General features: G+C 71.0%; 13 protein-coding genes. 8 read left to right on the forward strand and 5 right to left on the reverse strand.

Going from position 1 to position 14,013, the window contains the following annotated elements; all coding sequences use genetic code 11:
• Positions 1–864 (reverse strand): histidine kinase dimerization/phospho-acceptor domain-containing protein (locus ACWEOO_RS40925; protein ID WP_452147646.1); only part of this gene is annotated, 864 nt, incomplete at its 3' end.
• Entirely contained in the window at positions 861–1,553 is a 693-nt protein-coding gene (locus ACWEOO_RS40930; RefSeq protein WP_452147647.1) for a response regulator transcription factor, read from the reverse strand. The genes ACWEOO_RS40925 and ACWEOO_RS40930, both read right to left, overlap by 4 nt.
• 125 nt (positions 1,554–1,678) lie before the next feature.
• Here ACWEOO_RS40930 and ACWEOO_RS40935 point away from each other — a divergent pair, with 125 nt between their 5' ends.
• The 6 genes from ACWEOO_RS40935 (at position 1,679) to ACWEOO_RS40960 (ending at position 6,609) form a co-directional block, all read left to right on the forward strand.
• A complete protein-coding gene (locus ACWEOO_RS40935) occupies positions 1,679–1,978 on the forward strand; it encodes a hypothetical protein (protein WP_452147648.1) in 300 nt (99 codons plus the stop codon).
• Positions 1,975–2,991, forward strand: coding sequence for an AAA family ATPase (locus ACWEOO_RS40940; protein ID WP_363709258.1), 1,017 nt, complete (start codon positions 1,975–1,977; stop codon positions 2,989–2,991). The genes ACWEOO_RS40935 and ACWEOO_RS40940 overlap by 4 nt, the downstream gene beginning before the upstream one ends.
• Complete coding sequence (locus ACWEOO_RS40945; RefSeq protein ID WP_452147649.1) at positions 2,988–3,917, forward strand: DUF58 domain-containing protein; 930 nt, start codon at positions 2,988–2,990, stop codon at positions 3,915–3,917. Before ACWEOO_RS40940 ends, ACWEOO_RS40945 begins: the two co-directional genes overlap by 4 nt.
• Positions 3,914–4,852, forward strand: a complete 939-nt coding sequence (locus tag ACWEOO_RS40950) for a VWA domain-containing protein (protein ID WP_355691376.1) — start codon at positions 3,914–3,916, stop codon at positions 4,850–4,852. The genes ACWEOO_RS40945 and ACWEOO_RS40950 overlap by 4 nt, the downstream gene beginning before the upstream one ends.
• Before the next feature lie 136 nt (positions 4,853–4,988).
• Positions 4,989–5,804, forward strand: coding sequence for a S1C family serine protease (locus ACWEOO_RS40955; protein WP_452147650.1), 816 nt, complete (start codon positions 4,989–4,991; stop codon positions 5,802–5,804).
• Between the two features lie 223 nt (positions 5,805–6,027).
• Entirely contained in the window at positions 6,028–6,609 is a 582-nt protein-coding gene (locus tag ACWEOO_RS40960) for an SUMF1/EgtB/PvdO family nonheme iron enzyme (protein WP_452147651.1), read from the forward strand.
• A 216-nt stretch (positions 6,610–6,825) separates the two neighbouring features.
• On the opposite strand, the gene ACWEOO_RS40965 is transcribed toward ACWEOO_RS40960, so the two are convergent.
• Together ACWEOO_RS40965 and ACWEOO_RS40970 are read right to left on the reverse strand one after the other, a co-directional pair.
• Entirely contained in the window at positions 6,826–8,517 is a 1,692-nt protein-coding gene (locus ACWEOO_RS40965) for a DUF222 domain-containing protein (RefSeq protein WP_452147652.1), read from the reverse strand.
• A 112-nt stretch (positions 8,518–8,629) separates the two neighbouring features.
• Positions 8,630–9,469, reverse strand: a complete 840-nt coding sequence (locus ACWEOO_RS40970) for a phytanoyl-CoA dioxygenase family protein (RefSeq protein ID WP_452147653.1) — start codon at positions 9,467–9,469, stop codon at positions 8,630–8,632.
• 87 nt (positions 9,470–9,556) lie between these two features.
• Between ACWEOO_RS40970 and ACWEOO_RS40975 the strand changes: the two genes are divergently transcribed.
• Together ACWEOO_RS40975 and ACWEOO_RS40980 are read left to right on the forward strand one after the other, a co-directional pair.
• Positions 9,557–10,396, forward strand: coding sequence for a helix-turn-helix domain-containing protein (locus ACWEOO_RS40975; RefSeq protein WP_452147654.1), 840 nt, complete (start codon positions 9,557–9,559; stop codon positions 10,394–10,396).
• Between the two features lie 12 nt (positions 10,397–10,408).
• Positions 10,409–12,214, forward strand: a complete 1,806-nt coding sequence (locus tag ACWEOO_RS40980) for a heparinase II/III domain-containing protein (protein ID WP_452147655.1) — start codon at positions 10,409–10,411, stop codon at positions 12,212–12,214.
• Here ACWEOO_RS40980 and ACWEOO_RS40985 read toward each other — a convergent pair.
• A complete protein-coding gene (locus tag ACWEOO_RS40985; RefSeq protein ID WP_452147656.1) occupies positions 12,211–13,953 on the reverse strand; it encodes a glycoside hydrolase family 35 protein in 1,743 nt (580 codons plus the stop codon). The two genes, ACWEOO_RS40980 and ACWEOO_RS40985, sit on opposite strands and share 4 nt — an antisense overlap.
• Positions 13,954–14,013: the final 60 nt, after the last annotated feature.

Here is a 14,013-nt window from a genome sequence, read left to right on the forward strand (position 1 = left end):
GTCGACCGCCCGGCGCAGCGCCGACGCGTCCCCGGCGGCGACCGGGCCGGGCGCGAGCCGCCGTACGACGCGGAGCTCGCGGTCGGCGGCGAGCAGTTCGTACTCCTCGGCGGCCTCGCCCGCGATCGTGGCGAGGTCCACGTCGGCGTCGACGAACGCCGGTGACGACCGGCGCGCGGAGGCGAGCAGGTCCTCGACGAGCCGCGTCATCCGCTGGATCGCGCGACCGACGATCGCGGTGGCCTGCGCACGGTCGTCCGACGGGGTGTCGTCGTGCGCGAGGACGGCATCGACGTTCGCCTGGATCACGGCGAGCGGATTGCGCAGTTCGTGCGAGGCGTCGTCGACGAGCTGACGCTGGGCCAGGAACGCCGTCTCGAGCCGCCCGAGCATGCCGTCGACGGTGTCGGCCAGGTTGCGCAGCTCGTCGTGCGGACCCTGCAGGGCGATCCGGCGGGACAGATCGGTCGCGGAGATCTCCTGCGCGGTGGCGGTGATCCGCCGGACCGGACGCAGGACTCGGCCCGACAGCCACCAGCCGGTGCCGAGACTGACCAGGAACAGCGCGCCGATGCCGGCCGCGGAGTAGTTCCGCAGGGTTTGCAGCGTCTGGTAGTTGACCGCGGACTGCACGCTCGACAGCTCGGCGGCCTGGATCACCTGGCCGGGCTTGAGGTGGAACTCGCCGTGTGCGTCCTTGTAGTACTTCTGGACCTCGATCGAGTCCAGCGGCTTGGGCTCGAGGATCTGCGACAGCGCGAGGTACACGCCGCCGAGCAGCAGCGCGGACAGTGCGATCAGCACGGCGGAATAGGTCAGGGTCAGGCGGAACCGGATCGTCTGCGCCCAGAGCGGGAGCTTCATGTGTCACTCCTGAGGCGGTAGCCGCGGCCGATGACGGTCTCGAGGATCGGTTCCTCGCCCTCGCGCGCGAGTTTGCGACGCAGGGTGCCGACGGTCACCCGGACGGTCTGGGTGAAAGGGTCCGCGTTCTCGTCCCAGACGTGTTCGAGCAGTTCCTCGGCCGAGATCACGTGGCCGGGGCGCGACATCAGGTACCGCAGGATGCCGAACTCCTTCAGCGTCAGCGGGAGCTCGCGCCCGGCCCGGGTGGCCAGGTGCCGGGAGGAGTCCAGGACGAGGTCGCCGACGTGCAGCTGGGTGGTGCCGTTGGTGACGTCGCGGCGGAGCAGGGCGCGGATCCTGGCCAGCAGCTCGACCAGCGCGAACGGCTTGGTCAGGTAGTCGTCGGCGCCTTCGTCGAGGCCGCGGACGCGGTCGGCCAGCGAGGCGCGCGCGGTCAGCATCAGCACCCGCAGCTCCCGTCCCGACGCCACCTCGATCTCGCCGCGGCGGACCGCGCGGCACAGGTCGAGGCCGCTGGTGTCCGGCAGCGTGATGTCCAGGATCGCCAGGTCGTACGGCGTGCTCGCGAGTTTGTCCATCGCCTCCGCGCCGGTGGTGGCCGCGTCGACGGCGTACCCGGCCCGGCCGAGTCCCGAGCGCAGCGCGCTGACCAGGCCTTCCTCGTCCTCCACCACAAGTAGTCGCACGCACCCAAGGTAGCCGGGAACCCGCGCCGGTCCGGCCCGCGCTTTCGGCGGGCTTTCGGTCCGCTTTCCGGTCGTTTTCGCGCCTGCTTGATGAGCTGTGGCCAGGCGAATCGAAGGAGAACCTGATGAAACTCCCGGTCAAACGGCTGGTCCTCGGCAGTGCGGTGGCGGTTGCGGCGCTCGGTGCGGGCGGGATCGCGTACGCCGCCGGAAACGACCCCGCCCCGGAGCAGGGGTACGTGACGGTGGAGGACGGCGACACCACGCCATCACCGTCGCAGCGGTCGCAGGACTGCCCCGAGAAGAACGGGCAGGGCGGTCAGGGCGAGGGTGGGCAGGGCCAGGGCGAGCAACCGTCGCAGCAGCCGTCGCAGCCGCCGCAGCAGCCTTCGCAGTCCGAGCAGAACCCGGCCGGGAACGCATGACCGAGCCGCATCTTCCGCGGGGCGCGGCGACAGCCGCTTCGCTGGAGCACGCGCTGTTCGAGGTGAAACGGGTCGTCGTCGGGCAGGACCAGCTCGTCGAGCGGATGCTCGTCGGGTTGCTTGCCCGCGGCCACTGCCTGCTGGAAGGCGTGCCGGGCGTCGCCAAGACGCTCGCCGTGCGCACTCTGGCCGAGGTGATCGGCGGCCGGTTCGCCCGGCTGCAGTTCACCCCGGACCTGGTGCCCGGCGACATCATGGGGACCCGGATCTGGCGGCCGTCCACCGAGGGGTTCGACACCGAGCTCGGCCCGGTGTTCGCGAACCTCGTCCTCGCCGACGAGATCAACCGGGCGCCGGCCAAGGTGCAGTCCGCGTTGCTCGAGGCGATGGCCGAGCACCAGGTCAGCATCGGCGGTACGTCGTACCGGCTGCCGGAGCCGTTCCTGGTGCTCGCGACCCAGAACCCGATCGAGTCCGACGGCGTGTACGCGCTGCCGGAGGCGCAGCGGGACCGGTTCCTGCTGAAGATCACGGTGGACTACCCGACCCCGATGGAGGAGCTGACGATCCTGCAGCGGATGAGCGCGCACCGGCCGCACGCGAACGCCGTCCTCACCCCGGAGCAGGTCGCACAGTTGCAGGAGGCAACGGACGACGTGTTCGTCCACAACGCGGTGGCGGAGTACGTCGTCCGCCTGGTGCACGCGACCCGGGTGCCGGCGCAGTACGGGATCCACGACCTGGCCGGCGTGCTTGAGTTCGGCGTCAGCCCGCGGGCAACGCTGGGACTGGTCGCGGCCGGGCGGGCGCTGGCGTTGCTGCGCGGGCGGGACTACGTGTTGCCGGCCGACGTGTACGACGTCGCGCTGGACGTGATGGCGCACCGGTTGGTGCTCACGTTCGACGCGCTCGCCGACGGGGTCGATCCGCGGTCGGTCGTCACGCGGATCCTGCACACCATCGAGCAGCCGCACGTGGTGCCCTCCGACGACGCCCAGGGCTCGGCGGCATGACCGACCTGCTGACCGGGCGGGAGCGGGCCTTGCGCGCGCTCGAGCTGACGGTGAAGCGGAAGCTGGAAGGCTTCCTGCACGGCGAGATCACCGGCCTGCGCAGCGGTCCCGGCAGCGAACCGAACGAGGCGCGTCCGTACCAGCCCGGCCAGGACGACGTACGGCGGATGGACTGGAACGTGACCGCCCGCTCGCTGGAACCCCATGTCCGGGCACCGCTGGCGGAGCGCGAGCTGGAGACGTGGGCCTTGCTGGACGCGTCCGCGAGTATGGATTTCGGCACCGCGCTGAGCGAGAAACGCGATCTGGCGGTCGCGATCGTCGGCGCGGTTGGGCTCCTGTCCGACCGCCCCGGCAACCGCCTGGGCGTACGGATTGCCCAAGGCAACGATCTCCGCCGTCTCCCGGCCGCCGCGGGCGCGGTCCAACTCCGCCGTACCCTCCGTACTCTCCTCACGCTCCCCAGACCCGAACCGGGCGCCTTCCCCGGGACAGATCTGGGTCGTGCGATCAGTCGCCTCGACCGCGAACATCGCAGGCCGGGGATGCGCCTGATCGTGTCGGACTTCCACGAAACCGGCTGGGCGGATCCCCTGCGGAGGCTGGCCGCCAGGCACGAGGTGATCGCCGTGGAAGTGCTGGACCCCCGCGAACTGGAACTCCCCGAGGTCGGCCTGCTCACCCTCGTCGACCCGGAGACCGGACGACGCCGCGAAGTCCAGACGTCCAGCCGCAGACTCCGCCGCCGGTACGCCGACGCGATGGCGGCACACCGCGAACAGACCACCCAGGCGATCCGGGCCGCCGGTGCGGCGCATCTCGTGCTGCGCACCGACACCGACTGGGTCCGGGACGTCGCCGCCTTCACCACCGCGCGCCGCCGGGCCGGCGTCCGGCGGAACCCGACTGCTGTGAGGACCAGATGAGATTCGAGCAACCGCTGTGGCTCTGGCTGCTGGTGCTGGTCGCCGCGCTCGTGGCGGCGTACCTGATCGCCCAGCGCCGCCGGACGAAGTACGCCGTCCGGTTCGCGACCCTTCCGATGCTGGAGAAGGTCGCCCCGAAGCGGCCCGGCTGGCGCCGGCACGCGCCGGCCGCGGCCTTCCTCGCCGCGCTGACCGTGCTGACGATCGCGATCGCCCGGCCGGTCGCGGACCTCCGGGTGCCGCGTGAGCGCGCCACCGTCCTGGTCGCGATGGACATCTCGAACTCGATGGCGGCGACCGACGTCGCGCCGAACCGGTTCGAGGTCGCGAAGCAGGCCGCGGTCCAGTTCGTCCGGGACCTGCCGGAGAAGTTCAACGTCGGGCTGGTGTCGTTCGCGCGGACCGCGACCGTGGTGTCGGCGCCGAGCACGAACCACCAGGCGACCGTCGACGCGATCAACAGCCTGCAGCTCAGCGACTCGACCGCGATCGGGGACGCCGTCCTCACCAGCCTGCAGGCGGTGCGGACGATCGATCCCGACGATCCGCCGCCCAGCCGGATCGTGCTGCTGTCCGACGGCGGCAACACCGCGGGCAGCCCGGTCGACCAGGCGGCCGAGGCGGCCGCGCAGGCCGGCGTACCGGTGTCGACGATCGCCTATGGCACGCCGGACGGAACCGTGAACCTGGAAGGACGTGAGATCCCGGTTCCCGCGGACACCGAGGCACTGCAAGGTCTCGCGGACGCGACCGACGGGTCCTTCTACGAGGCCGAGAGCGACGAGCAGTTGCGTGACGTCTACTCCGACCTCCAGTCCTCCATCGGCTGGACCACCGAGCCGCGCGAGATCACCAACCTCGTCGCCGGGATCGCCCTGGCGGCGGCGCTGCTGGCCGCGCTGGCCTCGCTGCTCTGGTTCTCCCGCCTTCCTTGATCAGGAGCCACCTATGCCTCCACATCTGGGCCACCCGTTCCGCGGACCGGACTACGTCCCCGGTCCGCCCCCCAGCTCCGTCGCCCCGGCCCCCGCTCCGGCATCCCCCTCTCCGGCAGCGGCACCTCAGGCCGGGGTGACGGCCCCACCACTCATCCCGCCGGTCGCTCCGCCGGTTGCGCCTCCGGTTGCTCAGCCGGGCGTTCGGTCCGGCGGCGGTCGGCGTCGAGCGGGGTTCGTCATCGGCACGCTCGCCCTCTCCATCACCGCCGGTGGACTCGCCGGCGCCTTCACCGGCGGCCGTGAGCCCGCGACGGGTCTCCAGCAGTCGTCAGCACCTCCGGCGGCCGCCCAGGGTTCCATCACCGCGGCCGCCGCGAGTGTCCTGCCGGGCGTCGTCTCGATCCGGGCAGGACGCGCGACCGGCTCCGGCTTCGCGGTCGACCAGCAAGGCCGTGTGGTGACGAACGCCCATGTCGTGGAAGGAGCGAGTGATGTGTCACTGGTCCTGTCGACCGGCCGTACCGTCGACGCGCGAGTCGTCGGCGCCGACGAGGACAACGACGTCGCCGTACTCCAGGTCGCGTCCGCCGACGCCGCGGCCCTGCGCGCGCTCCCGCTCGGCCGGTCCGCACAACTCCAGGTCGGCGACCCTGTGCTGGCCGTCGGATCCCCACTCGGCCTGGAAGGAACCGTGACCGCCGGCATCGTCAGCGCCGTCGACCGCCAGGCCCGCTTCGGCGACAACGGCACCCGCCAGACCGCGATCCAGACCGACGCCGCCATCAACCCCGGCAACTCCGGCGGCCCGCTCGTCAACGCCGCCGGTCAGGTCGTCGGCGTCAACACCGCCATCGCCACCCTCGGCGCCACCCGCTCCGGCAACATCGGCATCGGCTTCGCCATCCCGGTCGACCGCATGACCACCATCGTCGACAACCTCCTCGACTGACGGCGAAGATCAAAGAAGAGCAGGGCGGCCGAGCTCAGAGCGGTGGCTCCCTTCAGTGGCCGGCTGGAGGTTCTCTGTGCCGTCAGCGTGTCAGAACGCGCTGAACTGGTGAGCGGCATTTTCGGGTCCTCGAAGGCCGACTGTAGACGCCGGGCCAACCGCCGAGCGTTGGGTCCTGCACGGCGTCAGCCGGCCGACCCTGTCGGGCATCTGCCGACCGACCATGCCGCTGCCCGACCAAGTCCTCTGCTTGTACGAACCCGAGTCGACCAGCGTGTTCGTCAACCGCGAGGCACTGGTCGACGGCACCCTGCCGGCCTTGTCGACACCTGTCGCCGTCTGCCGACCCGACCGCCGCGCGACCAGCGAGCGCGGCTGGAACCCGTGCTCGACAGCTACACCTGGTACGCCGGCCCTGCCACCGTCTCGTACAAAACACAGCGCCTTCAAGCAGCTGAGTTCCGCCCCTTTGGTGGGCCGGTTCCGCGTTCGCCAGGAGCGGTACAGAACCAAGGCCCCACGACACCGTCCAGCTCGCCCCGTACCCGGTCGCACGGGGCGGCGTGCCGCTCAGGGGGTCAGCTGGTACGACGCCGTTGCCTTGTGCAACCAGATGTCGTCGGACGCCCTGTTGCCGCCCGCGTACGCGATCGACGGCGAGCAGGTTGCGTGGGATCGGTCGTCGCCCGGCTGCCGCCTGCCGACCGAGGCCGAGTGGCAATACGCATGTACCGCCGGCACGCCCGGCTACCGCTACGGACCACTCGACGAGATCGCGGGGTGCGTATGGCCGCGCGAGGGCTGACGCGCCAGCCGGATCCGTCCCTGATGGACGATTGCGTCGCTTGGTCGACGACCCGGGCCGCGGTGTCGTACTCCATCCAGTTGCGCCGGTTCGCCCGGGTGGCAGGACAATCACACGCTGCCGGAGGCGCTGAAAGGACTCCTCGCTCTGTCCGACCGGGAGCAGCACAACAGCCTCCTGCCCGCAGGCCCGCGGTGAGGAGGTGTTGTCCGCCGGCTACCCGGTGGCTGCGAAGGCAGCCGCTTGCTGGAGAACAGCCTCGTCGGCCCTCCAGCGCGAGCGGTCCGGGATGCTCTCCCCGCTGCCGGCTGCCTCGGCATCCGGGGCTACCGCGAGTCCAGCCCGGCCGTCGCCCGGCGGTTCCGTACGCCGCGGCCCGGCATCCAGCGATGCCGCGCGCCCAGCTTGGGCGTCGGACAGCGCCGTACGTCGAGGGTGGGCGTCGGGCAGTGCTGTACGCGGTGCGTCGGCGTCCAGTGGTGCCGTACGTCGGGCCCGGGCATCGGGAGACGCCGTACGTCGTGGCTGGGCGTGTGGCGGTGCGGTGCGTCGCGCTGTGGCGGGGGTGGGTGCGGGTTCGGCCCAGCTGGGGCGGGCGACACGGACGATGCCGTCGAGGATGGTGAGGTGCCAGCGGCCCCTGTGCAGGTCGGTGTGGTGGCGGCGACAGAGCAGGGCGAGGTTGTCGACTTTGGTGTGGCCGCCGTCGATCCAGGAGCTCAGGTGGTGGGCGTCGCACATGATCGGCGGGGCTCCGCAGACCACGCAGCCGCGGTCGCGGGCGTCCAGGGCGCGGCGCATCGCCTTGGTGACCAGCCGCACCCGGCGCCCCACGTCGAGCGGCTCGGAGTTGGAGCCGAGCACCAGCGGGATGATGTTCGCGTCACAGGCCAGCCGCCGGATCGTGGCCGCGGACAGCCCGCCGCTGTAGACGGTCCGCCCGACCGCGTCCGCGGTGGCGGCCTTGAGGTCGTCCAGGTCGATCGTGACCGTGATGGTCGCCTTCGCGCCGTACCCGGCCACCCGACCACCTGCGCCCGCGGCGCCAGCGGCGCCAGCGGTGTCCGCGGTGCTCGCGGTGCCCTCGGTGCCCGTGGCGGGGCCGGATGTGGGGCCGGTGGTGGGGCCGGTGGTGTCCCACGCGGCGGCGGCGATGCCCAGGGCGGTGGACAGCGCGTCGGCCTGGCGCTTGTCCCGTGGCCGCGGGTCGTGTTCGCCGTCGACGGTCTTGTGCGGGCGGGCCCCGGCATGCACGACCGCCCGCAGCAGCTCGGCGTTCTCGTTCGCCAGAAATCCCTTGAACTTCACCCCGTTGTCCGCAGCCGACAGCGTCAGCGACTCCCGCTCATACGCCTTCTGCTCCTCGGGTTCGGGGCCGTCGGAGTCCAGCAGATCGGCGATCTCCTTCGCGGCGGTGCGCAGCTCACCCGGCGACAGGTGACCGGCCAGCCCGACCAGCTGCTCCGCCGCCGCGTCCAGATCCCCCACCGGCACCCGCGACCGCACCCGGTCCAGCCCGAACACGATCGCGGCCGCCTGCGCCGGCCGCACCAACCAGCCACCGTCCCCGGGTACGCCGTCGCTCGATCCGCTGTCGTCGGTGGCGTCGGCGGTTGCGGAAGAGGCCGTCCGCTCGAGGGCGGCCGCCACGGCCGGGTACTGCGTGGCCGTCTGGGCCAGCCGGAGGGTGCGGCGGGCGGCCGGGCCGTCCAGCCGGTACCGGAACCGCAGCAACTCCGCGGTGTCGCGGGCACCGAGCTCAGCGGCATACCCAGTGGACTCGATCGCGGCGACCACGCTCAGCCGGTAGGCCTCCAGGCGGGCGAGCTCAGCCTCGACTGAGTCGAGGGTGGACAGCAGTTCGCTGCCACTCATCGACCACGCCGGCCGCTCGCCTAGAAGTTCCATGGCATTGACTCTAGACGGTGCTACCGACAGTTTCCGAGCTGGAATCCCCTTATTTTGTGGGCTGTTTGGGGGCCCACACCAGCAAACACCAGCGGGTTCCCCATCGCTCCCGCTATTGGGGGCCGGCGGTGTCGTACAGGATCGGGTTGAGGGGGGATCGGGGGATCTGGCCGGGGGTGGTGCCGGGCATCCAGTTGGCCAGGTCGGCGTGCTGGTTGTTGTTGGTCGGGGCGGCGGCGCGGATGTCGGCGTCGATGTAGATGACGGTCATCACGCGCCGGGGCTGGGTGCCGCGGTTCGGGCCGGCGTGGTGGAAGCTCCAGCCGCGGTGGAAGGACGCGTCACCGAGGGCGAACGGTTCGACGACGTCCTCGAAGTTCTGCTCGGCCACGGCGTTCTTCAGCTGTTCCTCGGACTCGTCGGAGATCGGCAGCTCGCGGCCGAAGGCGAAGTTGTGGCTGCCGCGGGCGAACGCGAGCGGCCCCATCTCCCGCGGCGTCTCCTGCAGCGGCAGCCAGATCGTCACGCACCGATCGGAGGACAGCGGCCAGTAGTACTGGTCGGCATGCCACGGGGTGATGCCGCCGCTCGGCTCCTTGTAGAGCGCCTGGTCGTGATACAGCCGGACGGCGTGCACCCCGAGCAGCTGCGCCGCGATACCGGCCAGACGGCGGGAGAACACGAGCTCCTTCACCAGCTCGTTCTGCTGCCACAGGTTCGTCACCTGCAGGAACGCCTTGCCGTACGTGTCCCGCTCGGCGAGCGGCAGGCCCTGGGTGTTGAGCCGGATCACCTCGGAGGTGATCGTCGGCTCGTACCTCGCGATGGTGTCCGGGCTCAGCACGCCGGACAGGTGGGCGAACCCGTCGCGGTTGAAGTCGGCGGTGGCGGTCGGCGGCAGACCGTCGTACGGCGTATCGAGCTCGTCGACGGAGAGGTCGGTGGTCGTCATGGCCTCCACGATTCCAACCCCGGCCCTCGGGGTGCTACGCCGCTGATGACCGGTTCCGGTACTCAGTTGTCCTCCTAGACTGTGCCGATGAACCCGCGTTACGAGCGGCCGGGAGTCCCGAGCGGTACGACGTTCACGTGCTTCACCAGGCGCGAGCGGTCGTTCGGCTTCGCCTGGCACTTCCACCGGGAGTACGAGCTCACCCTCATCACCGCGGGATCCGGGACGAGGTACGTGGGTACCGATGTGGAGGGGTACCTGCCGGGCGATCTCGTGCTGCTCGGGCCCGATCTGCCGCACACGTACGCGTCGGATCAGCCGTCCGAGGCCGCCGTGACACAGTTCCGGCACGACTTCCTCGGCGCCCGCTTCTTCGAGCTCCCGCAGTTCGCCGCCGTCCAGAGTCTGCTGAGCCGCTCGGCCCGTGGGTTGTACTTCGGCCGCCACGAGTTGCACGCCGACATCGCTGCTCTTCCCCGACTCGCGCCGGCCGACCAGACGGTGCGGCTTCTCGACATACTGCAGCGTCTCGCCGCCGGCGCGACGGCGACACCGATCACCGGAGCCGGGTACGCCGCCGCGCCGAGCACCGCCGTACGGGATCGGGTCGACGTGGTGTGCCGGCACCTGCAGCAGGCGCACACCGAGCCGGTCGTACTCGACGAGGTCGCCGCGCTCGTCCACATGGCACCGACGTCGTTCAGCCGCTTCTTCCGCCGCGCGCTCGGCTGCACGCTGACCGACTACGTCAACCAGCTGCGCGTCGAGACCGCTTGCCGCCTGCTCACGACCACCTCGCTCCCGATCACCGAGATCGCCACCCGCAGCGGCTACCACAACCTCGCCAACTTCAACCGCCGCTTCCGCGAACACAAGACCATGCCCCCCACCCACTACCGAGCCACCCACCACCGTGGGGTCGCCTAATACGGTGTCCTGGTGACGTCGTTGATGCAGCGGTGGCAGTCCCTGTCCGACGAGGTACGCCGGTCGGCCGTCGGGGCTGCCGCAGCGCGGCTCGGCGTACCTGACATCGGCGAGCGGGCCGCGTGGGAGGCCCTGGATCACGAGGCTGTCGCCGCGCTGCTGGGGGAGGCGGAGAAGGACCGCGCGCAGCCTTGGCCGCACCTGTTGCTCTCGGACTTCGCGCGCTACTGGCGTGACGGCGTGCGGGTTGCCTACGAGGAGCCGGTCGGTGAGCTGCGTCGCCGTACGGCGGCAGCGGTCGCGGCGGCTGCTGCCACTGGTGAGGAGTCGTGGGTCGACCACGCCGCCGACGGACTGCAGCTGCTGTGTGAGCAGACCACCTGGTGCTGGGCCGCGCACGAGTCGTTCGCCTCGGCACGCAACGAGGTCGTCGCCGATCCGGACGATCCGTACGTCGACCTGGGCGCGGCCGAGACCGTCGAGGTCCTCGCCTGGGCCGATCTTGTCCTCGGACCTGCCCTCGACGATCGCGTGCCAGGCCTGCGTCATCGCCTGCGGCGCGAGGCACGGGTCCGTGTCTTCGTACCGTTCCTGCAGCGCCGCGACTGGCATTGGCTCGGGCTGGACGGCCGGCTGCACAACTGGAACCCGTGGATCCACGGCCACATCCTGAGTGCCGCTCTGCTGCTCGAACCCGACGCCGACCGGCAACTGCGACTCGTCGACCTGGTCGTGGAAGGCCTCAGCCGGTACCTGGACGCGATGCCGTCCGACGGCGGCTGCGACGAAGGCTATGCGTACTGGTGGAACGGCCCGGCCCGTCTGGCGACCGCTCTCGAACTCCTCGACCGGATCACCGCCGGCGCGTTCGACCCGTGGGGCGTTCCGCCGCTCGCCGAGCTGGCGCGGTACCCGGGCCGGATGGCGCTCGGCGACGGCTGGTTCGTGAACGTCGGCGACGGTCCCGCGCGACCGAGCACACAGCAGCCATGGCATGTCCTGCACCGCTGGGGGCGCCGGATCGGCGACGACGACGTGACGGCGTTCGCAGCAACACATCGGAACGAACTGCCGACGCCACAGCCCGGCCTCGGGCGGCTGGTCCTGGCTCTCTTCGACCGCGACTGGTGGGCCGCGAAGCCTGGTGCCGCAGGGCTTCCGCGCTCGACCTGGCTTCCGCAGACGCAGCTGTTCGTCGCCCGGGACGCCGGCCTGGCCCTGGCCGTCAAGGGCGGCCACAACGACGAGAACCACAACCACAACGATGTCGGCTCGTTCATCGCTGCGGTCGATTCGTCGCCGGTGCTGATCGATCTCGGTCAGCCGACCTACACGGCGATCTCGTTCTCGCCGCGGCGCTACGAGCAGTGGGTTGTGCGCAGCGCCTGGCACAACGTCCCGTTGGTCGACGGCCAGGAGCAGTCACCCGGCGCGGACTCGAAGGCCACGCACATCGACGTACGAGAGGGGACCTCGTTCGCGTTGACGTTGCCGGACGGCGCCGTACGGCGGAAGGCCACGCTCGACGCGGGCGCCGTACGAGTCGTCGACACGTGGCCGGCCGGACACGTACTCGTGGAGCACTTCGTGATCGCCGGTACGCCGCAACGACAGCGGCCCGGAGAACTCGTCGTCCAGGCCCTGTCCGGTGCCGTGGCGGCGCTGACGTGGAACGCGGAACTCGGCGCGGGAACGCTCGAACGCCGCCCTGTCGACGACGACCTGCTCAGTGCCGTGTGGGGGCCGGAGGTCCACCGGCTCGCCATCGACGCGTCGGCGCTGACGACGTTCGAGCTCACCGTCCGGAAGACCGGCTAGAGGTCGGTGAACCCGAGCGACGCGGAGCCCGTGAAGGTTGCCGTGGGCGTGTCCATGACGTCGAGCTCGAGGACGACGAGGGTGTTCGTCCCCGGCGCCAGCAGCGGCGCCGGTACGTAGAGCGTCTCCTGGGGGCCGCGGCGCCAGTACCGGCCGAGGCAGAAGCCGTTGACCCAGGCGAGACCCTTGCCCCAGGCATCGGTTCGCAGGAACAGGTCGGACTCGCCGTCGGTCTCGAACGTCGCGCGCCACGCGGTCGGCCCGATGCCGAGCGCGGACGGCGTCGGGCCGGCGGAATCCCACAGCCGCGGAAGATTGTCGAGGTCGATCACGCACGCCGTCCAGCCGGTGAGTTCGTCGGCGCCCAGACGGACCGGGCCGATCAGCCCCTTCGGCTCGCCGATCCGGGGTCCGTAGTTGACCCGGCCCTGGTCCTCGACGACGAGCTCGAGCCGCCCGCGCGTGTGCGGGAGCATGATCGCCCGCTCGTGCCGTTCCCGCTCCAGGACACCGACCGGCGCACCGTCGAGGAACACCTGGACACGGTCACGGACCTCGCCGAAGGTCAGCAACGCCGGCCCGCCCCCGCGCAGCTCGGTACGGAAGATCGCCAGCCGCGCCTCGAGGTCGTCGAGCGCAGGCAGCGCGGCGTGCTCGGACCAGGCGCCGCCGCAGCCCTGCAGGAGCCCGATGGGATCGGCCAGCGCGACGCCGAACTCGCGGGCCGGCGGCCGGATCGCCGGCAGTTCGTCCGGCACCGGGGCGTACCGCGAGATCACCTCGCGGAACGCGTGGTACTTCTCGGTCGGGTTCCCGGCCTCGTCGAGCGGTGCGTCGTAGTCGTACGACGTCACGGTCGCGCGGTACACGCCCTTGTCGTTGGCCCCGCTCGTCAGCCCGAAGTTCGTGCCTCCGTGGAACATGTAGATGTTCACCGACGCCCCGGCCGCGAGCAGCGCGTCCAGCTCCGCCGCGGCCTCGGCCGCCGACGTCGTGTGATGGCGTCCGCCCCAGTAGTCGAACCAGCCGTCCCAGAACTCCATGCACATCAGCGGCCCTGTCGGCTGGTGCTTGCGCAGCGCCTCCAGCCGCGACGGAACCCGCGACCCGAACGAAGCGGTCCGCAGTACGCCGTCCAGTCCGCCGGCGGCGAGCATCGCGTCGGTCGGCTGGTCCACGGTGACGAGCGGAACGGTCGTGCCCGCGCCCCGGATGACCTCGGCCACGGCCTTCAAGTAGGTCTGGTCGTCGCCGAAGGCGCCGTACTCGTTCTCGACCTGGACGAGCAGCACCGGGCCGCCCTGGTCGATCTGCAGCGGGCGGACGATCTCCAGCACGTGCTGCAGGTACTGCGTGACCGCGGACATGAAGCCCGGCTCGTACCGGCGGACGCCGACACTGCTGTCCCGGAAGAGCCACGCCGGGAGCCCGCCGTTGTCCAGCTCCGCGCAGATGTACGGGCCCGGCCGCACGATCGCGTACAGCCCGGCGGCCGCGACCTCGCGGAGGAAGCGCCCGAGGTCGAGCAGGCCGGAGGTGTCGAAGACGCCCGGACGCGGGCTGTGCAGGTTCCAGGGGACGTAGGTCTCGATGGTGTTGAGCCCCATCAGCCGGGCTTTCTCGATCCGGTCGGCCCAGCTGTCCGGGTGGATCCGGAAGTAGTGCAGCGCACCGGAAATGATCTGGAAGGGCCGGCCGTCCAGGAGGAAGTCGGACTCACCGATGGCGAAGTCAGGCATGGGTTCTCATCTCTTGTCGAGCCGTGCCGGCAACGTTGTTTACGTAAACATTGTCGTCAG

Source organism: Kribbella sp. NPDC004138, from assembly GCF_053603655.1.